Consider the following 19496-nt stretch of genomic DNA (forward strand, 5'->3'; position numbering starts at 1 on the left):
TATGCCGGCATCATCCCGCACCGGGCGCTGAATGCAATGATCAGCCGGCGCGGCGGTGAATGGTGGGCCAACGCCATTCGGCGCTCGGCCACCGTGCTTGTCGTGGAAATCGGCGGCAAGGTCGCCGGCTACACCACCGTCGGCCGCAACCGTGCCCGCGAACTGCCCCAGCAGGGCGAAATCTACGAGCTTTACCTCCGTCCGGAATATCAGGGCGTGGGGCTGGGCAGCCGGTTGTTCGCCGCGGCCAGGCAGAAGCTCGCCGACCATGGGCTGAAGGGCATGGTCGTATGGGCGCTGGAGGACAATATCAACGCGCTATCCTTCTATGCCGGGGCCGGCGGCCGCGATGTCGCCGAGGGTGTGGAAGTGTTCGACCAGAAGGCGCTGAAAAAGGTCGCCTTCGTCTGGGACTGACGCCTGAATCCTTCACCTGCGATCTTTGAACTTACCCGTCCGCTGTTGCGCTTGGCGCTTGCTGCGGCTATCGAGCCGCGCGGGGGCACAACGGGAAACCATCCATGCGCATCGAAGCCATCGCCATCGGCAAGAATCCGCCTGACGACGTCAATGTCATCGTCGAGGTTCCGGTCGGGGGCCAGCCGATCAAATACGAAATGGACAAGGAAGCCGGGACGCTGTTCGTCGACCGCTTCCTCTATACGCCGATGACCTATCCCGGCAATTACGGGTTCGTTCCGCACACGCTCTCGGGCGACGGCGATCCGATCGACGTGCTTGTTTGCAATACCCGCGAACTGATCCCGGGCTGCGTCATCAATGTCCGCCCGATCGGCGTCCTGATCATGGAAGACAATGCCGGCCAGGACGAGAAGGTGATCGCTGTCCCGTCGCCCAAGCTGACGCGCCGCTACGAGAACATCTTCGAATACAGCCAGCTGCCGGAGATCACGCTGCAGCAGGTCGAGCATTTCTTCGAGCACTACAAGGATCTGGAGCCCGGCAAATGGGTCAAGATCGGCGGCTGGCACGATTCGGCGCGCGCCAAGCAGATGATCGTCGAAGCCATCGAGCGGGCCAAGAACGCCAAATAATCACTGATCGGCGCGACTGAACTCGGGCAGCGGCACATCGCCGCTGACCAGCACGCGCTCGTCGGCGCCGCAGGCGAAATCGCGCGCCTGTTCGTCTGCGATCTTGCGCGCTGTTTCGTTGGCTTTCGGATTGCCGGTGGCCACGACCAGCCCGACGGCGCAGCCGTCGCGCTCGGCAATCTGGCCCACCTTGGCGACGACCAGGACCTCGGTTTTCTTTTCCGGACTGTCGGGGTCATTGCTGACGAACCAGCGATGGATGGTGGCGAAAGGCAAAGCCCGGTCGCCATCCATCTCAACGCGCCACTCGATTTTCGGGCCGGCGGAATTGAATGCGGCGAAGCTCTCCCAGGTCGGCGCGAGATCGCCCGCGGGCGGAAAGCCGTAAAACACCGATTCCCTCAAATCGGCCGAGTAGATGATGACGGGGTAGCCGCTGTAGCCGGTGCAGACCAGATTTGCCCAGTCGCCTTCGCCTTCCCCGGCCGCGGCGAAGGTGGTGCAGCCCCTCTCGGCATCGAGGTCGGTGTAGACGCTCGAGATTTCGCCGGCCCAAGCCGTCTGGCAAAGGCTGAAAAAGGCCAATCCGAAGATGATTGCTTTCACGGCGGTCACTCCCTCAAAGGCAAGCCGAAGCCTAACGCGGGCCTAGCCCGGAAACAACCTGAAGCAGCAACGCCGGAAGGATTTCGAAGTTGTGTCGGGGCTACTCCGCCGCGCCCCTGAACGCGTCGGCGCCGGTCTCGAACTGCAGCTTCGCAAGCCGTGCGTAGATGCCGCCCTTCTCTACTAGGCTTTTATGCGTGCCTTCCTCGACGATGCGGCCGGCATCCATGACCAGGATGCGGTCGGCCTTCAGCACAGTCGCAAGCCGATGCGCGATGACGATCGTGGTGCGGCCCTGCATCAGCCGCTCCAGCGCCGTCTGCACTAGCGTCTCGCTTTCGGCGTCGAGCGCCGAGGTCGCCTCGTCGAGCAGCAGGATCGGCGCGTCGCGCAGGATGGCGCGGGCGATCGCAACGCGCTGGCGCTGGCCACCCGACAGCATCACGCCGCGCTCGCCGACGGGCGTGTCGTAGCCCTTGTCCAGCCGCTCGATGAATTCGTCGGCCAGCGCCTCGCGCGCCGCCTGCTCGATCTCGGCGTTCGTCGCACCCGGCCTGCCGAAGGCAATGTTTTCGCGCGCGGACGCGGCAAAGATCGTCGTGTCCTGTGGCACGATCGCGATGCGGTTTCGCACCTCCTGCGGGTCGGCTTCGCGCACATCGACGCCGTCGACCAGGATTTGTCCGTATTGCGGATCGTAGAAGCGCAGGAGCAGCGAAAACACCGTGCTCTTGCCGGCGCCGGAAGGGCCGACGATGGCCACCGTCTCGCCGCTCTTCACCGAAAAGTTCAATCCGTGCAGCGTCGGCAGGTCGCGTCGCGAGGGATACGAGAACGAAATGTCGCGGAACTCGACCAGCCCCCTTGCCGGCGAGGGCAGGGGCTTCGGCGCTGCCGGCGCAATGATCGCCGGCTCCTCGGCCAGGATCTCGGTCAGCCGCTCGGCCGCGCCCGCCGCCTGGCTGAGTTCCCCCCACACTTCCGACAATGCGCCGAGAGCGCCGGCGGCGAACACCGAATAGAGCAGGAACTGGCCGAGCGTGCCCGGCGACAGCGCTCCCGAAAGCACGTCGCGCGAGCCGAACCACAGCACGGCCACCACCGAGGAAAAGATGGTGAAGATGGCGAAGAAGGTAAGGAAGGAACGCGCGAAGACCGATGAGCGCGCCGCCGTAAACGCCGACTCCACCGCCTGGCCGAAACGGCCGGTCACCAGCCGCTCATTGGTGAAAGCCTGCAATGTGCGCATCGAGCCTATCTGCTCGCTGGCATAGGCGGTGGCTTCGGCCAGCGTGTCCTGCGCGGCGCGCGATTTGCGCCGGACCGAGCGGCCGAAGGCGACCAGCGGCAGCACGATCAGCGGGATGGCGGCGATCACCAGGCTCGACAATTTCGGGCTGGTCACGATCATCATGGCGACCGCGCCGAGGCCGAGTATGACGTTACGCAGCGCGATCGAGGCAGTGGCGCCGACGGCGGATTTGATCTGCGTGGTGTCAGCGGTCAGCCGCGAGACGATCTCGCCCGACTGCGCCGTGTCGAAGAAGGCCGGCGACAGTTTCGTCACATGCGAAAACACGTCGCGGCGGAGATCCGCCACCACCCGCTCGCCGAGCGTGATGACGAAATAATAGCGGCAGGCCGAGGCCAGCGCGAGGATCGCGGCGATCACCACCAGCATCGAAAAATAATTGGCGATGAATGCCGAATCCGACCCGGAGAAGCCGTGGTCGATCATGCGGCGCACCGCCATTGGCAGGGTCAGCGTGATCAGCGCGGCGGCCGTCAGCGACAAAAGCGCACCCACGACCAGCTTGCGATAGCGCAGAATGTAGGGGAAAAGCCGCTTCAGGGGGCGGAGCGAGCGCCTGCGCGCATCGTCAGCGCTCCTGCCGGTTTCCGCCATGGCGTATTTCCTCTTCGCCCGGCGATTTGCCGCCGCCGCCCGGCCTTGTGATTCAATTTCGGCTGATGTATAGGCACGCCGACCGTTTTTGAAGCCGTGGCCCCTCATTAGCTGCGGCTTCGAGTTTTAGGAAAGAGGCGCATCGCCGCAGGCTATTAGCCGCGCGCGCCGCGACAACCAGGAACAGACCGATGAAGAGCGACATCCATCCCGACTACCACAACATCAAGGTCGTCATGATCGACGGCACCGAATACACCACACGCTCGACCTGGGGCAAGGAAGGCGACACGATGAACCTCGACATCGATCCCTCCACGCACCCGGCCTGGACCGGCGGCCAGCAGACGCTGCTCGACCGCGGCGGCCGCCTGTCGAAGTTCAAGAAGCGCTACGAAGGCCTCGGCATGTAAGCTGGGTTTTCGAACCGGCTACAGAAACCCGCCTTCGTGGCGGGTTTTTTGTTGGGAGGCTCGCCTTCGTCCGCTGCGGATCAACTCTCGAACTCCCGCAGCGCCATCCGCTTGTAGGCCTCGACCAGCGCGTCTCCCTCGGCCCGGTCGACGGAGATCGCGAGCCGCATCGTCGCCTCGCCCAGATGCATGACCAGAAAGGCCGAGTGGGCAAGCTCGCCCGGATCGGCGTCCGGCCGCAGGCGCGACAGCACCTCGGCCAGCAGCGCGCCGTTGGCGCGACTGTCGGCTAGGTCGATGTCGCGCAGTTCTTTGTCGGCCTGCGTGCCCGACCAGATGTCGCGCATCACCGGCTCAGCCAGAAACATCCCATAGTAAGTGTCGACCAACTCCGAGAACGCCTTCTTCAGCCCGGCAATGTCCCGGACGCCGGCCAGTCCTTCCTCGATGCATTCGCGCCCCTGCGCGTTGCAGCGCTCCGCCAGAGTCCGGATCACCGCGCCCTTGTCGGGAAAATACTGGTAGAGCGAGCCGATCGACACTTTTGCCCGCGCGGCCACATCGCTCATGCGCATGGCGTCGCTGCCGGCTTCCGCGATCAGCGCGGCGGCGGCGGCAAGAATGCGCTCGACGCGTTCGCGGCTGCGCGACTGGCTCGGCGAGCGGCGCGCCGCCGGCATATGAAGCTCTCCCGCGATTTCATTGCCCATTGGTTACTCCACTCGTCCGGTCGATTCCGGTTGACACTCATAATATGAGGGCTTATCACATTTGCAAATGTGAGGGCTGCTCATGTTTATAAATGGAGCTGGGACCATGATCCATCAATCGGAAAAGCCAACGTTGATCCTGGGCGGCACGGGAAAGACCGGGCGGCGGCTGGCGGAGCGCTTGACGGGGCTCGGCAAGCCGGTCCGCATCGGCTCGCGCTCGGGCCGGCCGCCTTTCGACTGGAATGACGAGGCGACTTGGGAGGCGGCGCTCGATGGTGTCGGCGCGGCCTATATCAGCTACTATCCCGACCTCGCCGTACCGGGCGCGGCCGATGCGGTCGGCGCCTTCGCCCGGCTGGCGGTGCGCAATGGCGTGAAGCGTCTGGTGCTCCTTTCCGGCCGCGGCGAGCCGGAGGCGCGACGCGCCGAGCAGGCGGTGCAGGATTCCGGGGCAGACTGGACGATCCTGCGCAGCGCCTTCTTCTGCCAGAATTTCAGCGAGAGCTTTATGCTCGAAGCGCTGAACGCAGGCGTGGTCGCGCTGCCGGTCGGTGACGTGAAGGAGCCTTTCGTCGATGCCGACGACATCGCCGATGCGGCTGTCGCGGCGCTTTCGGAGGACGGCCATGTCGGCCAGCTCCACGAAATGACCGGGCCGCGGCTCCTGACCTTCGCTGAGGCGATCGGTGAGATCGGTAAGGCGAGCGGGCGCGACATTCGCTACGTGCAGATTACCCCACAGGAGTTCGACGCGATGCTGGTCGAACAGCAACTGCCGGCAGAATTCGTCGGGCTTCTGAACGAGCTGCTCACGCAGGTCCTGGACGGCCGCAATTCCTATCTGACGGACGGCGTCGAGCGCGCACTCGGCCGCAAGCCGACGGATTTTTCCGATTATGTGCGGGACGCGGCGGCGACCGGCGTCTGGGAGGTGTAAAATGACCGGCGGTATCGTCTTTGCGCTGACTTTCCTCGCTGCGCTTGGCAGCGGGCTGATGGCGCCATCCTGTCGGTGGCGCTGGCGGCGGTCGCGGCGTTCCGGTGGAGCGATGCCGGCATGGCCTGGCTGCTCGCCGGCAGCCTCTTTTATCTCGTCGGCATCATCGCCGTGACGATCGTCTTCAACGTGCCTTTGAACGATGCGCTGGCCGCGGCCGGTGCCGATACGCCGGAAGGCGCGGCCCTGTGGACACGCTATCTCACGGAATGGACGGCTTGGAATCACGTGCGTACGGTGAGCGGGATTGCAGCGCTGGCTTGCTTCATCATGGCGCTCAGGTAGGGCGCCGGTTTGGCGCTGGGCGGGTCGCCGCCCATATGAAACTCCTGGTTGGGGCCTGAAGGAGTGCGGCCGTGAATGATCAGTTTTCGCGGATGGCGCTTGGAATGGCGGTGGGCATCGGCGTCGGCGCGGTCATCGGAGTGGCGCTCGACAACATCCCGATCGGGACCGCCATCGGCATTGCCATCGGCGCGGCGGCAGGGGCGATGTTCAAATGGGACAGCGGTTGATCGCGGTCGGCAGACGTTGCTATCAGCGGCAAGCATAGCGAAACGAGCCGAGCTGTCGCGTCACTCGCCCTGCGGCTTCTTCCGGTCGGCGTGGCCGAGGTCGCGCTCCGGGTCGATGATGTCGCGAACCAGTTGTTTGAGCTTCGCCGCATCGGGAAAGCCGCCGCCGCGCTTGCGGTCCCAGACCAGGTGCTCGTCGCAGGTTATGGTGAAGATGCCGCCGGTGCCGGGCACGAGCGCGACTTCGCCGAGCTCCGTGCCGAAGGTCGACAGCAGTTCCTGCGCCATCCACCCGGCCCTCAGGAGCCACATGCATTGCGTGCAGTAGGTGATGCGGATGGTGGGTAGAGAATTGGTCATCATTTGATTGCCCCTCACCCTTACCCTCTCCCCGTGAAAGACGGGGAGAGGGGGTCGTCAGCGTTGGAGTATCGCCCTTCTCCCCATTCTTTACGGGGAGAAGGTGCGGGCAGGCGGATGAGGGCTGTGCCGCTCACGCCGCGCTAAGCTTCGCCATCGTCTCCTCGTCGACCTCGAAATTGGCGTAGACGTTCTGCACGTCGTCGTCGTCCTCGAGGGTGGCGACAAGCTTCAGGATCGACTGTGCGCGGTCCTCGTCGACCGGAATGTTGGTCTGCGGCTTCCAGATCACCTTCACCGACGAGGCCTCGCCCAGCGACGCTTCCAGAGCCTTCGACACATCGCCGAGATTCTCGAAGGCGCAGATGATGGTATGGCCGTCCTCGTCCGACTGCACGTCGTCGGCGCCGGCCTCGATCGCTGCGTCCATCACCTCCTCGGCGTTGCCGGCCTTCGCCGGATAGACGATCTCGCCGACGCGGTCCCACATGAACGACACCGAGCCGGTTTCGCCGAGCGCGCCGCCGGCCTTGGTGAAGGCTGCGCGCACGTTGGACGCCGAGCGGTTGCGGTTGTCGGTCAGCACCTCCACGATCACCGCCACGCCGCCGGGGCCGTAGCCTTCGTAGCGTACCTCTTCGTAGGTGTCGGCATCGCCGCCCACGGCCTTGTTGATGGCGCGCTGGATGTTGTCCTTGGGCATGGATTCTGCCTTGGCGTTCTGCACCGCCAGCCTGAGGCGCGGGTTCATCGCCGGGTCGGGAAGCCCCTGCTTGGCGGCCACGGTGATCTCTCGCGCAAGCTTGGAAAACATTTTCGACCGCACGGCATCCTGACGGCCCTTGCGGTGCATGATGTTCTTGAATTGTGAATGGCCGGCCATGGAGCCCCTTTTGGTCGTTATACGGCTATCTGGAATGGCGGCGCTTATAGATAAAACGGCCGCAAAGGTCCAGCCGGAGCTTCACTTGGAGCGCTCGCGAAAATGTGACCTGCGCCCGCTCGCCATGCCGCGATCAGCCGTTAGGCTGTCACGACGCCCGTCCAGGGGAGACCGTCATGCCAGCCTTGCGCCTTCTTGCCGCCTGCCTCGCCGCGATTCTAGCACTTGCCGCTCCGGCTTACGCTCAGGATGAGCCGCCGCCGAGCCGCTGCGTGGCCATCGCCCAAGCGATCCCGAACGTCACCTACGCCAATTTCACGCCGGCCCAAGCGGTCGCGGAAGGCAAGGTGTCTATCACCTATGCCGGGCATTCGACCTACATCATCGAGACGCCGGCCGGCGTCCGCGTCGCCACCGATTTTTCCGGCGTGTACGGCTCCGACCCGCTGCCGCGCGTGGTCACCATGAACAAGGCGCACCGCACCCATTTCACCGATTTCCCCGATAACGGCATCGAATATGTGCTGCGCGGCTGGAACCCAGACGGCGGCCCGGCGAGGCACGCGGTCGTGGTCGACGACGTCTATATCCGCAACGTGCCGACCGACATTCGCGGCCCGGACGTTCTCGGCAAGGACGGCAACTCGATCTTCATCTTCGAGGTCGCCGGCCTCTGCATCGGCCATCTCGGCCATCTCCACCACCGTCTGGAGGATGCGCATTACGGCGCGATAGGCCGGCTTGACGTGGTGATGGCGCCCGTCGATGGCGGCATGACGCTGTCGCTCGACGCCATGACCGAGATCACCGAGCGCCTCTATTCCTCGGTGGTGCTGCCCATGCACCGCCACTCCACGCCCATCGAAGAGTTCCTTGGCAGGCTCGGCGAGGGCTTTGCCGTCGATTTCCGCGACAGCCGCTCGCTGACGCTGTCGCTGCGCACGCTGCCCGACCGGCCGACCATCATCATTCTCGAAGGTGTGTAAAACTCGAACGCTACGCGGATACCCGCGCACGCCGTGGCCCGAGTATCAGATCGTGCGTGACCGGCCGGTACTCCCAGGCGTCGACGCCGACATCATGCTGGCGAGGAACAGGCTTCAGCCTGCCATGCGAATGGCCGTGCAGGTTTATCGAGCCCTTGCCCATCTGGTTCCATGTGCGGAACGGATAATGGCAGAGGATGAGCAGCTTCCCGTCCACCGTCATTTCGGCATAGTGCTGCACGCTGGCCCAGCCGGCGGCCGATATGGTCGCGTCGTCGTCATTGTTGCCGATGATCAGGTGCTTGCGCCCGTTGAGGGCTGAGAGGAGCGCGTCAGCGCGGCTCTTGCCGCTGCCTCTCGTGAAATCGCCGAGGTGCCAGACCTCGTCGTCCGGCCCCACCGTCTCGTTCCAGTATCCGATCAACGCCTCGTCATGCTCCTTGACCGAGCCGAACGGCCTGCGGTCGATGCGCAGCACTCTCGTGTCGCCGAAATGGGTGTCGCCGGTGAAGAACAGCATTTTCCCCCGCCCTCGCGTTTCAGCCGTCAACGGCAATGTAGGGGAGGCCGGGCTGAGGGACAGATTGTGCGAACCCTCCCGCCGTTCGGCGGGAGGACTGTTCGCAAGTGCCTAAGCCGCGAGCCGCGGGTTCAGCTCGTCGAGCGTGACGTGGCCGCGGAAGCCGCCGCTGCTCGTGGCCGGGTTCTCGTCCTCGATGGCGTGGGCGAAGATCACGCCGGGATCGGCCTCCAGCTTCTGCATATGCCGGTGCAGCCGCGGATATTCCTTGCGGAGGTCGAACAGGCCGAGATCCTCGCCCCAGCGCGCTATGCCGATGAAATAGGCGTCGGCCATGCTTTTGAAATCGCCGCCGGCCAGCCATTCCCGGCCGGTCACCATGTCCTGCAGATGCTCGTAGCTGTGCACCGCCTTGTCGCGGGCGAGCGTCCGCAGCACCTCCCGGTTCGGGTCGCCCTCGGCCAGCTTGTAGGCCGCCCACGCAGGCGAGAAGGCCGAGTGAAAGGTGGTGTGGAGATAGGCGAGCACACTGTTCAGCCGGTCGAATTCCGGCGTTCCCTGCGCGAAGCCAAGTTTTCGTTCGAGATTGCGCGCGCCGATATTGTGCATGATGGCGAAGCTTTCGGTCAGCGCGCGGCCGTCTTCCAGAAGCAGCGCCGGAGTCTCGCCGAGCGGGCTGACTCGGGCGAAGGCCTCGCCCTCCGGCTTGGACAGCATATCGATGCGGCACAGGCGATAGGGCTCGCCCAGCCATTCGAGGGCCACGATCGATCCGAACGAGCAGCCATGCGGCACGCCGTAGAAGAGCACAGGTTCCATGGTTATTTCCTTTCGATTGCGAGCCGCGAGCGGACTGCCTGCGCGGCGTCGCTGAAACCTATGCAATACTTGATTGTGGGCAAGTACCGACTATAAAGTAAGGTACCTACCTGGACGTAAGTATTGAGGAAAACCATGGCGAAAAAACTTGCGGAAAGCTGCGGCCTCGGCCCCGCCTTCTCGGTGATCGGCGGCAAATGGAAGGCGCTGATCCTGTGGCTGATCCGCACCGAACCGCGCCGCTTTGGCGAACTGAAGCGGCTCGTGCCCGACATCAGCGAAAAGATGCTGATCCAGCAATTGCGGGAGATGGAGGCGCACGGCCTGGTCCACCGCAAGGTGTTCCACGAAGTCCCGCCGCGCGTCGAATATTCCGCCACGCCGCTCGGCGTCTCGCTCGACGACGCGCTGGTTCCGCTTGCCGAATGGGGCAAGCAGCACGCCGAGAGGATCGGCGCGCAGCAGGCCGCGGAATAGAAAGCACCTTTGCTCTAGTGTTCTAGATCGGCTTTCAGCCGATCGAGTATGCTCATCGCGTGCGCCGCATACTCGCTGATCCAGCGGTCGTGGATCGCCTTGATCGGCATCGAGTTCAGATGGTTCCAGCGCTCGCGCCCCTCGCGCCTGACGACGATCAGATCCGCCTCTTCCAGCACCTTCAGATGCTGCATCACCGTGCAGCGGTCCATCTCCGGAAACGCTTCGCACAGCATGCCCGTCGTGCGCGGTTCCTCCTTCAGTGCGTCGAGCATCGCCCGCCGCTTGTGGTTGGCCAGCGCCTTGAAAACGCTGTCCTCTTTCGTTTGGCTTGACATGTTATGTTTTTATAACATAATGCCGCGAGAAACAAGCGAGGAGTTGTGGATATGTCTATCGGATTCAGGGTTTCGGGGCGCATCGGCAAGCCGGTCGCGGAGGTGTTCGACGCCGTGGTCAATCCGGCGAAGCTCAGCGGTTATTTCACCACGCTAGGCGGCGCCAGCGCCCCGCTGGTCGCCGGCACGACCGTGACGTGGTGGGGGCAGGTGCCCGTCGAGGTCGACGAGGTGGTACCCGAAAAACGCATCGTGCTGCGCTGGGACGGCAGCGGTCCGGAGGTAAAACCGCCCTACCAGACCCGCATCGAGATGAAGTTCGAGCCGCTCGACGACGGCGGCACCTTCGTCACCATCGCCGAATCCGGCTGGCGCGAGGACGAGGCCGGCCGAAAAGCGTCCTACGGTAACTGCGAGGGCTGGTCGCAGATGCTCTCCTGCATGAAGGCCTATGTCGAATACGGCATCAACCTGCGGGAAGGTTTTTATCCGAGCGAAATGCGCGGCGAGTTGCCGACTTCAAGCGAACGCAAGTAGACTGGGAGAAAAGAATGACTGCGAAGATCAGGGGCGGCATCAACATCGCCATGAAAGTGCCGCCGCACCAATACGAAGCGACGATAGCCTTCTACCGCGACGTCATCGGCCTGAAGCCGTTCACCGCCAAAGCGCCGGCGATCGGCTTCGAGCTTGGCCCCAACCGGCTGTGGATCGACGAAGCGCCGGCTATGAGCCAGGCGGAAATCTGGCTCGAACTCTTTACCGACGATTTCCCGGCCGCCGCCGACCATCTCGCCAACGCAGGTGTCGTTCGCTGCGACGCGATTGAGGCGCTGGGCGAGGGCTTCAGGGGCGGCTGGATCGTAAACCCGGCCAACATCGTGCACCTGGTGCGCGAGCCCGACGCGTGGTGAGCCGCTGCCGGCGCACAACGGCCCCTCATCCTGAGGTGCGAGCCCGCACGGATCTGCGGACTCGGGCTGAACTCGAGCTGGGCGAGCCTCGAAGGACGCACTGGATAGTCTCTCCCCTCAGGACCCCTTGCTCTCCGGCTTCGCCCTCTTGCGCCGCGCCAGCATATTGAGCCCTTCGACCAGCGCCGAGAAGCCCATGGCGGCGTAGATATAGCCCTTCGGCACATGGTAGCCGAAACCGTCGGCGATCAGCGTCATGCCGATCATCAGGAGGAAGCCCAGCGCCAGCATGACGATGGTCGGGTTCTTGGCGATGAACTTCGACAAGGGATCGGCGGCCAGCAGCATGACAGTCACGGCCGAGATAACCGCGATGTACATGATGGCGATCTCGTCGGTCATTCCGACGGCGGTGATGATCGAATCGATCGAGAAGACTAGGTCGAGCAGCAGGATCTGCAAGATCGCCGCGCCCATGGTCATGGAGACTGCGTGGCCGACCATGTCTTCCTTGTGGTCAACCGGATCGACCGTATGGTGGATTTCGCGCGTCGCCTTCCAGACCAGGAACAGCCCGCCGGCGATGAGGATGAGGTCGCGCCACGAAAAGCCGTGGCCGAAGGCAGTGAACACCGGATAGGTCAGTCCCACGATTATCGAGATCGTGGCGAGCAGCACGAGGCGCATGACAAGCGCCGCGCCGATGCCGAGCCGCCGCGCCCTGGACTGCTGCTCGACCGGCAGCTTGTTGGTCAGGATGGCGATGAAGATGAGATTATCGATGCCAAGCACGATTTCGAGGATGACGAGCGTGGCCAGCGCCACCCATGCCGTCGGATCGTTGAGCCAGACGAAGTGCGGCGCGAGGAATTCGATCATCGGGGGTTGCTCGCCGAAATGAATAAAGGATCAGGCAGAGTTAGGTCCGGCCGCAGTAAAGGTCAACTTTACCGTGCGGTATGAAAAATGCCCGAAACTCTTACCCCCAGAAAGCCGGCGTCGTTTCCTCCAGCCGCGGACCGAGCCTCAGCGGCGCGATCCTTTCGGCTAGCCCGGTGCGGTCCGATATATCCAGACCCACGCCGCAGATCGTCGCGGGGCCGGTCGCCGCCTCGAAGCGTCCCTTCGGCACTTTGGACAGGAACCGGTTCAGCGGCTCCTCCTTGTCCATGCCGAGCGAGGAATCATAGTCGCCGCACATGCCGGCGTCGGTGATGTAGGCGGTGCCGCCATTGAGAATCTGGTGGTCGGCCGTCGGCTGGTGGGTATGCGTGCCGACAACGAAGCTTGCGCGGCCGTCGACGAAATGCGCGAAGCACATCTTTTCCGAGGTCGCCTCGGCATGGAAATCGATCACCACGGCATCGGCCTGCTCGCCGAGCGGGCAGGCGGAGAGTTCGCGTTCGACGGCCTGGAACGGGTCGTCGAGTTCGGGGTGCATGAACACTCGGCCCATAATGTTCGAGACCAGCACGCGCGCGCCGTTCTTGGCCACAAAGAGGCCGGAGCCGCGGCCAGGCGCGCCCTTGGGATAGTTGGCCGGCCGCAAAAATCTTTCCTCGCGCGCGGCAAACATCAGCGCCTCGCGCTGGTCCCAGACATGGTTGCCGGTGGTCACGACATCCGCCCCGGCACGAAGCGTCTCCTGAAAGATTTCCTCGGTTATGCCGAAGCCGCCGGCGGCGTTCTCGCCGTTGACGATGACGAAATCGAGCCGGAAGTCGGCGATCAGCCCGGGCAGCCTTTCCCACACCGCCGTACGTCCGGGTTTTCCGACCATGTCGCCGAGGAAGAGAAGTCTCATGAGTTCACCTGCGTGCCGAAGCGGCGCAATCCGCTCTCGGTCAGGATTTCGGGGATGATGATGTCGTGCGGCTCGTCCGGAACCAGCCCGACTTCCTGGCAATCGAAGGCGATGCCGATCAGCCGGGGCTTTTTGCCGAGATTGTGCAGCCGCTCGATGGCGCGGTCGTAATAGCCAGCGCCGTAGCCGATGCGGTGGCCGCGTGCGTCGAAGGCGGCCAGCGGCACCAGCATCAGTTCCGGCTCGAGGAGCGCGGCGTCGGCTGCCGGGCCGCAAGTGCCGAAGCCTGTGTCGACCAGTTCGGCGCCGCGCACCAGTTCGCGAAACACGATGGTGCTCCGGTCGATGATGGCCGGCAGGCAGAGCCGCGCGCCCTTTTCGGCCAGCGCGAACATCAGCGGGCGCACATCGACTTCCGAGCGCATCGGCCAGAAGCCGGAAACGGCGCTGCCCGGCTCAACCTCGATCCGCCCGGCGGCATGGTCGGCCATGCCCAGCGAAGCCTCGATGCGCCAGACTGGGTCGAGCGAGTCGCGGCGCGCCAGTGCTTCCACGCGCAGCGTCTTCTTCATGTGGTTGAACTGCTTCATACGGACGGGCGACGGTTTCAACTGCTTGCTTCGTCGTCCTTGGCACAAAACCGGCCGTTGCCGCAACGGTCAGCCGGGCTCGACGCGCGGCGTAGCGGTCATTCAGAGTTGCAATGTCGGAAAAGTGACGATCCACGCAACCGGTGGAGAAGTCGATCCCGGGAACCTACAAAGTAGGTGGGCGCCGTGTGAGAAAACCCACGGGTCTTCCCAGGGACAGCTCCCTTTGAGATCGATAAGGCCCCGGGGAATATGTCTCTCCTGCCGCGAGGCGCAGACCGTCGGGACGAATATAATGCGTCCGGCCCCTGCGCGCCAGAGGATCGGCGGGCGCCGGGGCGCTCTTGAAGAAATAATTATCTGCTTGTTCTCGATTGCCCCCTCCACCACGCTTCGTGTGGTCCCCCTCCCCCGCTTCGCAGGGGAGGAACCGGCGCCGCCGCTGCTGATCCTCCCCCGTTTTACGGGGAGGGGGACCGCCGAAGGCGGTGGAGGGGGCGCTGCCACCTTAAATGAGGATAGAATCCATCTCCATTTCGGCTCGTTCGTAAAAAGAACTGTTGCGGATCAATGGCATAACAGCCGGCGAGAAGAATCTTCGCACCGGATTTGTTCACATCCCCTGCCCCTCCCGCATAATCGCCGGCATCGCCCTTGCGGGAACCGGTTCCGGACCGGGGATCGGTAGGGCGGCGGTGACCTCCCGGCGTGGATTCGGTTCCCACGACCTCCGAGGGCGTCCGACGGGCCGGCATTCTGTGGATCAGGCGTAAACGCCTGATCGCATAGGAGGCGGATCATCCGCGCGTCATTGTCCATGGAAAAACATGGAGCGGGGCGCGTGACCGGTCGACCGTGGCGACAGACACCGGACGGGCGGGCATGGGAGTGCCTGTTCTTGTCTTACGAATTCGTGCGGCGCTTTCCTGCCCGCCCGTCTTCCCGACTACTCAACGGCCAGGGCGGAAACGCAGCGTGGCAATGAAGAACTGCGCGCTCTCCCTTCTCCCCTTGTGGGAGAAGGTGGATTGGCGCGAAGCGCCAAGACGGATGAGGGGTGTTGGAGGGAATGAGGCGGAGAAGATTGAGCTGTTACAATGCGACTAACAATGGACGTGGCACTCTGTCCAACACCCCTCATCCGACCTCGCTCCGCTCGGCCACCTTCTCCCACAAGGGGAGAAGGGAGATGCTCCCCCAGCACTGCTGCACCCCTCCCTTCGCCGGCACCCTTGCCCTCTCTCCCACCCGACCCTACTGTCCGGCGCAAAAGATGGAGCACGGAATGCGTTTTGAAGGCACGGCGGCCTACGTCGCCGAAAAGGATCTGATGGTTGCGGTCAATGCGGCGATCGCGCTGGAGCGGCCGCTTCTGGTCAAGGGCGAGCCAGGCACCGGCAAGACCGAGCTTGCCCGGCAGGTGGCGGCCGCGCTCGGTCTCGACCTGATCGAATGGCACGTCAAGTCGACGACCAAAGCGCAGCAGGGTCTCTATGAATATGACGCGGTGTCGCGGCTGCGCGACAGCCAACTCGGCGACGAGCGCTTCAACGACATCCGCAACTACATCAAGCGCGGCAAGCTCTGGGATGCCTTCGCCGCCGAGCGCAAGGTGGTGCTCCTGATCGACGAAATCGACAAGGCCGACATCGAATTTCCCAACGATCTGCTGCAGGAACTCGATCGCATGGAATTCTTCGTCTACGAGACCGGCGAGACGATCCGCGCCGCCAACCGGCCGATCGTCATCATCACCTCCAACAATGAGAAGGAGCTGCCCGACGCCTTCCTGCGCCGCTGCTTCTTCCACTACATCCGCTTTCCCGACGCCGAGACGCTGACAAAAATCGTCGACGTGCATTATCCCGGCATCAAGCAGGCGCTGGTGCGCGCCGCGCTGACGCAGTTCTACGAGATCCGCGACGTGCCCGGCCTGAAGAAGAAGCCGTCCACCTCCGAGGCGCTCGACTGGATACGGCTGCTCGTCGCCGATGACATCGCGCCGGAGGATCTGCGCGCCGACCCGAAGAACGCGCTGCCCAAGCTGCACGGCGCGCTGCTGAAGAACGAGCAGGACGTGCACCTGTTCGAACGGCTGGCGTTCATGGCGAGAAGGCAGGGGTAGAGAAATGACCGCAATTACCATCCGCCCGTTCGAACAATCTGACCAAGCCGACTGGCGGCGGCTGTGGACCGCCTACCTCATTTTCTATGAAACGACTGTTCCGGAGGAGGTCTACCAGACGACCTGGAAACGTCTCTTCACCGAAGGCGAGTTCGAGCCAAAGGGCTTTATGGCGTTCCTCGACGGAAAGCCTGTCGGCCTGGTGCATTTCCTCTATCACCGCTCCTGTTGGTCGGTGGAGGGCAATTGCTATCTACAGGACCTGTTCACCGATCCGGATGCACGCGGCTCCGGCGCGGGCGCGGCGCTGATCGAGGCGGTGCGCGGCCATGCCGAGGAACGCGGCGTGAAAAATGTCTACTGGATGACGCACGAGACAAACGCCACCGCGCGAAAACTCTACGATCGGGTAGCGCGCCGCACCGGCTTCATCGAATACGATTTGCTGCCGCCGCACTGATGTTCATTCCCTTCTTCCTCGAACTGAAAGCCGCGAGCGTTCCCGTATCGCTGCGGGAATATCTGACGCTACTCGAGGGGATGGATGCGGGGCTGGTCCAGTACGATGTCGAAGCCTTCTACTATCTCGCCCGGTCGGCACTGGTGAAGGACGAGCGCCACATCGATCGCTTCGACCGGGTATTCTCGCATGTGTTCAAGGGCGTCGAGGCGGTCTCCGGCGAGGCGGGGATCGACGTCGCCAACATCCCGGAAGAATGGCTGCGCCGTCTGGCCGAAAAGCACCTGACCGACGAAGAAAAGAAGCTGGTTGAGGCGCTGGGCGGCTTCGAGAAGCTGATGGAGACGCTGAAAAAGCGGCTGGAGGAGCAGAAGGGGCGGCATCAGGGCGGCTCGAAATGGATAGGCACCGGCGGCACCTCGCCGTTCGGCGCCTATGGCTACAATCCCGAAGGCGTGCGGATCGGCCAGCACGAAAGCCGCCACCGCCGCGCGGTCAAGGTGTGGGACAAGCGCGAGTTCAAAAATTTCGACGATTCCGTCGAGCTCGGCACGCGCAACATCAAGATCGCTCTGAAGCGCCTGCGCCGCTGGGTGCGCGAAGGCGCGGAGGAGGAGTTCGACCTGCCCGGCACCATCCACGCCACCGCCGAGCACGGCTATCTCGACGTCAAGACGCGTCCGGAACGGCGCAATGCGGTCAAGCTCCTGATGTTCTTCGATGTCGGCGGCTCGATGGACGACCACATCAAGGTGGTCGAGGAGCTGTTTTCGGCGGTCCGGGCGGAGTTCCGCCAACTCGAATATTTCTACTTCCACAACTGCCTCTACGAGGGCGTGTGGAAGGACAATACCCGCCGCCATTCCGAGGTGATCCCGACCTTCGACGTGCTCCACAAATACGGCCACGACTACAAGGTGATCTTCGTCGGCGACGCCTCGATGAGCCCCTACGAGATCGCCCATCCCGGCGGCTCGGTCGAGCACTGGAACCCGGAGCCCGGCGCGCTCTGGCTCGCCCGCGTGCTCCAGCAATGGCCTAATGCGGTGTGGGTCAATCCGATTACCCAGAAGCACTGGGGCTACACCCATTCGATCGCCATGATCCGCGAGATCTTTGCCAACCGCATGTATCCGCTGACGCTGGCCGGGCTGGAAAACGCCACCAGGGAATTGTCGAGGAAGCATTGAAGGTGTGCGTCCTTCGAGGCTCGCCCGTCAAACACCTGCACCTTGCCTTCGACCATCTGTGCGGGCTCGCACCTCAGGATGAGGGCGGCTGGCTCAAGGCCTCCCGAATTCTGCGACGCAGCAGAACTTGGGATGAAGCACAGCACCTTCCTCATCCTGAGGTGCGAGCCCTCGCCGAGGTGGAAGGTTGTTTAAATCCATTTACGGGCGAGTCTCGAAGGGACGCACCACAGACTAGGCGCATCCGCAACGAATGCCTATGTTGAGGCGACAGCAAGCCGCAGGGCAGGAGGTCAAATGGACGAGCATCGCTATCCCGTCACCCGTACCGACGCCGAATGGCGCGAGAAGCTGACGCCCGAGCAATATTACATCATGCGCCAGCACGGCACCGAGCGCCCGGGCAGCTGCGCCCTGCTGTATGAGAAGCGCGCCGGCACCTTCAAATGCGCAGGCTGCGACCAGCCGCTGTTCGAATCGAAGCTGAAATTCGAAAGCGGCACCGGCTGGCCGAGCTTCAACGACCCGGTTCCGGGTTCCGTGGAGACGACGACCGACCGCAGCCTCGGCATGGCCCGCACGGAAGTCCATTGCGCCCGCTGCGGCAGCCACCTCGGCCATGTCTTCCCGGATGGGCCGCCGCCGACCTACCAGCGCTACTGCATCAACGGGGTGGCGCTCAACTTCGAGCCGGCCAACGCGGCATGACCTGCTTCATCTGCCTGCAATGCGGCGTCCAGTTCGCCAAGAGCGATACGCCGCCCGCGCACTGCCCGGTCTGCGAGGACGAACGGCAATATGTACGCTGGGAAGGCCAGGCCTGGACCACCGCGCGGGAGCTGGCGGACAGCCACAATCTGGTGATGCGGGAGGATGCAGGCGTGCTCGCCTTCGGCGTCGAGCCGCGCTTCGCCATCGGCCAGCGCGCGCTGCTTGCCGAAACGCCGGACGGCAATGTGCTGTGGGACTGCGTCTCTATGGTCAGCGACGAGGCGGTGGCCGAGATCACACGGCGCGGCGGCCTGCAGGCGATCGCCATCTCGCACAGCCATTATTATTCGGTGATGGTCGACTGGAGCGAGGCTTTCGGCGGCGTGCCGATCTATCTCCATTCCGACGATCGCCAGTGGATCATGCGGCCGCATCCCTCGATCGTCAGCTGGGAAGGCGAGACGCTCGCCATCAACCCGTCGCTGACGCTGATCCGTTGCGGCGGCCATTTCGCCGGCGGCCAGGTGCTGCACTGGAAGCGCGGCAAGGGGAACGCCATCCTCGCCGGCGACATTCTGCAGGTCGTGCCGACCCGCCGCCATGTCAGCTTCATGTACAGCTATCCGAACCATATCCCGCTGAACGCGGCGGCAGTGCGCAAGATCGCCGCGGCGGTCGAGCCGTTCGATTTCGATGACATCTACGGCGCCTGGTGGAACACCAATGTGATCGGCGGCGGCAAGCAGGCGATGGCGGTGTCCGTCGACCGCTATCTGGCCGCTATCGCCTGATCATCAGATGACAGTCGCAGCCACCAGCCATAAGAGCGCCGCGCTCCTGAAGAAAGCGGCCCTGGCGTTGCCGGCAGCGTCGGCCGTGCGCCAGACGGCGGCGAACAGGAAGATATTGTAAGGTACCGGTGAAAAATGCACCGCCAGCACGACCGCCATCGGCGCCTTCAGCCCGAGCAACAGTATCGCGGCGGCGGTCGTCACCAAATTCAGTATGGTGCCGACCAGCACCATGTCGCGCCAGAACAGGCGATCGAGCGGCGCTTCGCCGCGCCAGCGTGACGCAAAGAACGACATTCCCGGAGCCCGCGTTGGACTGCAAT

At 63.8% G+C, this 19496-nt stretch carries 27 protein-coding genes and 1 other RNA gene; 15 read left to right on the forward strand and 13 right to left on the reverse strand.

Annotated elements, in window-relative coordinates:
• Together MAXJ12_RS05515 and ppa are read left to right on the forward strand one after the other, a co-directional pair.
• Positions 1-417 (forward strand): GNAT family N-acetyltransferase (locus MAXJ12_RS05515; RefSeq protein ID WP_008834794.1); only part of this gene is annotated, 417 nt, incomplete at its 5' end.
• 104 nt (positions 418-521) lie between these two features.
• Entirely contained in the window at positions 522-1055 is a 534-nt protein-coding gene (ppa, locus tag MAXJ12_RS05520) for an inorganic diphosphatase (protein WP_008834795.1), read from the forward strand.
• On the opposite strand, the gene MAXJ12_RS05525 is transcribed toward ppa, so the two are convergent.
• Together MAXJ12_RS05525 and MAXJ12_RS05530 are read right to left on the reverse strand one after the other, a co-directional pair.
• A complete protein-coding gene (locus MAXJ12_RS05525) occupies positions 1056-1661 on the reverse strand; it encodes a hypothetical protein (protein ID WP_008834796.1) in 606 nt (201 codons plus the stop codon).
• Positions 1662-1761: 100 nt separating this feature from the next.
• Positions 1762-3567, reverse strand: a complete 1806-nt coding sequence (locus MAXJ12_RS05530) for an ABC transporter transmembrane domain-containing protein (protein ID WP_008834797.1) — start codon at positions 3565-3567, stop codon at positions 1762-1764.
• Between the two features lie 191 nt (positions 3568-3758).
• On the opposite strand from MAXJ12_RS05530, the gene rpmE reads away from it, so the two are divergent.
• On the forward strand, positions 3759-3980 hold the full coding sequence (gene rpmE / locus MAXJ12_RS05535) for a 50S ribosomal protein L31 (protein WP_008834798.1): 222 nt from the start codon (positions 3759-3761) through the stop codon (positions 3978-3980).
• 80 nt (positions 3981-4060) lie between these two features.
• Here the strand turns inward: rpmE and MAXJ12_RS05540 are convergent, their stop codons facing one another.
• Entirely contained in the window at positions 4061-4690 is a 630-nt protein-coding gene (locus MAXJ12_RS05540; protein WP_008834799.1) for a TetR family transcriptional regulator, read from the reverse strand.
• A gap of 106 nt (positions 4691-4796) precedes the next feature.
• On the opposite strand from MAXJ12_RS05540, the gene MAXJ12_RS05545 reads away from it, so the two are divergent.
• The 3 genes from MAXJ12_RS05545 (at position 4797) to MAXJ12_RS38155 (ending at position 6205) form a co-directional block, all read left to right on the forward strand.
• Positions 4797-5630: an NmrA family NAD(P)-binding protein gene (locus tag MAXJ12_RS05545; protein WP_008834800.1), complete on the forward strand. Its 834-nt coding sequence runs from the start codon at positions 4797-4799 to the stop codon at positions 5628-5630.
• Positions 5631-5705: 75 nt separating this feature from the next.
• Positions 5706-5975 (forward strand): anthrone oxygenase family protein, encoded by a 270-nt coding sequence (locus tag MAXJ12_RS05550; protein WP_008834801.1) that lies wholly within the window; start codon positions 5706-5708, stop codon positions 5973-5975.
• Between the two features lie 71 nt (positions 5976-6046).
• Positions 6047-6205 carry a glycine zipper domain-containing protein gene (locus tag MAXJ12_RS38155; RefSeq protein ID WP_008834802.1) on the forward strand — a complete coding sequence of 53 codons (159 nt, stop codon included), beginning with the start codon at positions 6047-6049 and terminating at the stop codon, positions 6203-6205.
• A gap of 60 nt (positions 6206-6265) precedes the next feature.
• Here the strand turns inward: MAXJ12_RS38155 and MAXJ12_RS05555 are convergent, their stop codons facing one another.
• Both MAXJ12_RS05555 and MAXJ12_RS05560 read right to left on the reverse strand, forming a co-directional pair.
• A complete protein-coding gene (locus MAXJ12_RS05555; protein WP_008834803.1) occupies positions 6266-6568 on the reverse strand; it encodes an Rdx family protein in 303 nt (100 codons plus the stop codon).
• A 130-nt stretch (positions 6569-6698) separates the two neighbouring features.
• Positions 6699-7448, reverse strand: coding sequence for a YebC/PmpR family DNA-binding transcriptional regulator (locus tag MAXJ12_RS05560; protein ID WP_008834804.1), 750 nt, complete (start codon positions 7446-7448; stop codon positions 6699-6701).
• Between the two features lie 176 nt (positions 7449-7624).
• Here MAXJ12_RS05560 and MAXJ12_RS05565 point away from each other — a divergent pair, with 176 nt between their 5' ends.
• Positions 7625-8434, forward strand: a complete 810-nt coding sequence (locus tag MAXJ12_RS05565; RefSeq protein ID WP_008834805.1) for an MBL fold metallo-hydrolase — start codon at positions 7625-7627, stop codon at positions 8432-8434.
• A 10-nt stretch (positions 8435-8444) separates the two neighbouring features.
• On the opposite strand, the gene MAXJ12_RS05570 is transcribed toward MAXJ12_RS05565, so the two are convergent.
• Positions 8445-8954: a metallophosphoesterase gene (locus tag MAXJ12_RS05570; protein ID WP_008834806.1), complete on the reverse strand. Its 510-nt coding sequence runs from the start codon at positions 8952-8954 to the stop codon at positions 8445-8447.
• 111 nt (positions 8955-9065) lie between these two features.
• The gene (locus MAXJ12_RS05575) at positions 9066-9773 is read right to left on the reverse strand and encodes a glutathione S-transferase family protein (protein WP_008834807.1); all 708 of its coding nucleotides are present in this window, start codon (positions 9771-9773) and stop codon (positions 9066-9068) included.
• Between the two features lie 135 nt (positions 9774-9908).
• Between MAXJ12_RS05575 and MAXJ12_RS05580 the strand changes: the two genes are divergently transcribed.
• A complete protein-coding gene (locus tag MAXJ12_RS05580; protein WP_008834808.1) occupies positions 9909-10250 on the forward strand; it encodes a winged helix-turn-helix transcriptional regulator in 342 nt (113 codons plus the stop codon).
• A gap of 14 nt (positions 10251-10264) precedes the next feature.
• On the opposite strand, the gene MAXJ12_RS05585 is transcribed toward MAXJ12_RS05580, so the two are convergent.
• Complete coding sequence (locus MAXJ12_RS05585) at positions 10265-10588, reverse strand: ArsR/SmtB family transcription factor (RefSeq protein WP_008834809.1); 324 nt, start codon at positions 10586-10588, stop codon at positions 10265-10267.
• A gap of 51 nt (positions 10589-10639) precedes the next feature.
• Here MAXJ12_RS05585 and MAXJ12_RS05590 point away from each other — a divergent pair, with 51 nt between their 5' ends.
• Positions 10640-11125: an SRPBCC domain-containing protein gene (locus tag MAXJ12_RS05590; RefSeq protein ID WP_008834810.1), complete on the forward strand. Its 486-nt coding sequence runs from the start codon at positions 10640-10642 to the stop codon at positions 11123-11125.
• Positions 11126-11139: 14 nt separating this feature from the next.
• Positions 11140-11502, forward strand: a complete 363-nt coding sequence (locus MAXJ12_RS05595; RefSeq protein ID WP_008834811.1) for a VOC family protein — start codon at positions 11140-11142, stop codon at positions 11500-11502.
• Between the two features lie 117 nt (positions 11503-11619).
• Here the strand turns inward: MAXJ12_RS05595 and MAXJ12_RS05600 are convergent, their stop codons facing one another.
• From MAXJ12_RS05600 to ssrS, 4 genes are all read right to left on the reverse strand, one after another.
• Positions 11620-12381 (reverse strand): TerC family protein, encoded by a 762-nt coding sequence (locus MAXJ12_RS05600; RefSeq protein ID WP_008834812.1) that lies wholly within the window; start codon positions 12379-12381, stop codon positions 11620-11622.
• A 100-nt stretch (positions 12382-12481) separates the two neighbouring features.
• Positions 12482-13306, reverse strand: a complete 825-nt coding sequence (locus MAXJ12_RS05605) for a TIGR00282 family metallophosphoesterase (RefSeq protein ID WP_008834813.1) — start codon at positions 13304-13306, stop codon at positions 12482-12484.
• Positions 13303-13896, reverse strand: coding sequence for a 5-formyltetrahydrofolate cyclo-ligase (locus tag MAXJ12_RS05610; protein ID WP_008834814.1), 594 nt, complete (start codon positions 13894-13896; stop codon positions 13303-13305). The genes MAXJ12_RS05605 and MAXJ12_RS05610 overlap by 4 nt, the downstream gene beginning before the upstream one ends.
• A 125-nt stretch (positions 13897-14021) precedes the next feature.
• A non-coding RNA gene (gene ssrS / locus MAXJ12_RS34995) (6S RNA) lies at positions 14022-14179 on the reverse strand.
• A gap of 1002 nt (positions 14180-15181) precedes the next feature.
• Here ssrS and MAXJ12_RS05615 point away from each other — a divergent pair.
• The 5 genes from MAXJ12_RS05615 (at position 15182) to MAXJ12_RS05635 (ending at position 19173) form a co-directional block, all read left to right on the forward strand.
• Positions 15182-16021 (forward strand): AAA family ATPase, encoded by an 840-nt coding sequence (locus MAXJ12_RS05615; RefSeq protein WP_008834816.1) that lies wholly within the window; start codon positions 15182-15184, stop codon positions 16019-16021.
• Between the two features lie 4 nt (positions 16022-16025).
• Complete coding sequence (locus MAXJ12_RS05620; RefSeq protein ID WP_008834817.1) at positions 16026-16481, forward strand: GNAT family N-acetyltransferase; 456 nt, start codon at positions 16026-16028, stop codon at positions 16479-16481.
• The gene (locus MAXJ12_RS05625) at positions 16481-17671 is read left to right on the forward strand and encodes a vWA domain-containing protein (protein ID WP_008834818.1); all 1191 of its coding nucleotides are present in this window, start codon (positions 16481-16483) and stop codon (positions 17669-17671) included. The genes MAXJ12_RS05620 and MAXJ12_RS05625 overlap by 1 nt, the downstream gene beginning before the upstream one ends.
• 297 nt (positions 17672-17968) lie before the next feature.
• A complete protein-coding gene (gene msrB / locus MAXJ12_RS05630; protein WP_008834819.1) occupies positions 17969-18379 on the forward strand; it encodes a peptide-methionine (R)-S-oxide reductase MsrB in 411 nt (136 codons plus the stop codon).
• On the forward strand, positions 18376-19173 hold the full coding sequence (locus MAXJ12_RS05635; RefSeq protein ID WP_008834820.1) for an MBL fold metallo-hydrolase: 798 nt from the start codon (positions 18376-18378) through the stop codon (positions 19171-19173). Before msrB ends, MAXJ12_RS05635 begins: the two co-directional genes overlap by 4 nt.
• Before the next feature lie 3 nt (positions 19174-19176).
• On the opposite strand, the gene MAXJ12_RS05640 is transcribed toward MAXJ12_RS05635, so the two are convergent.
• Positions 19177-19470 carry a hypothetical protein gene (locus MAXJ12_RS05640; RefSeq protein ID WP_008834821.1) on the reverse strand — a complete coding sequence of 98 codons (294 nt, stop codon included), beginning with the start codon at positions 19468-19470 and terminating at the stop codon, positions 19177-19179.
• Between the last annotated feature and the right edge of the window lie 26 nt (positions 19471-19496).

The sequence above is a fragment of the Mesorhizobium alhagi CCNWXJ12-2 genome, assembly GCF_000236565.1.
In the GTDB taxonomy this organism is placed as follows: domain Bacteria; phylum Pseudomonadota; class Alphaproteobacteria; order Rhizobiales; family Rhizobiaceae; genus Allomesorhizobium; species Allomesorhizobium alhagi.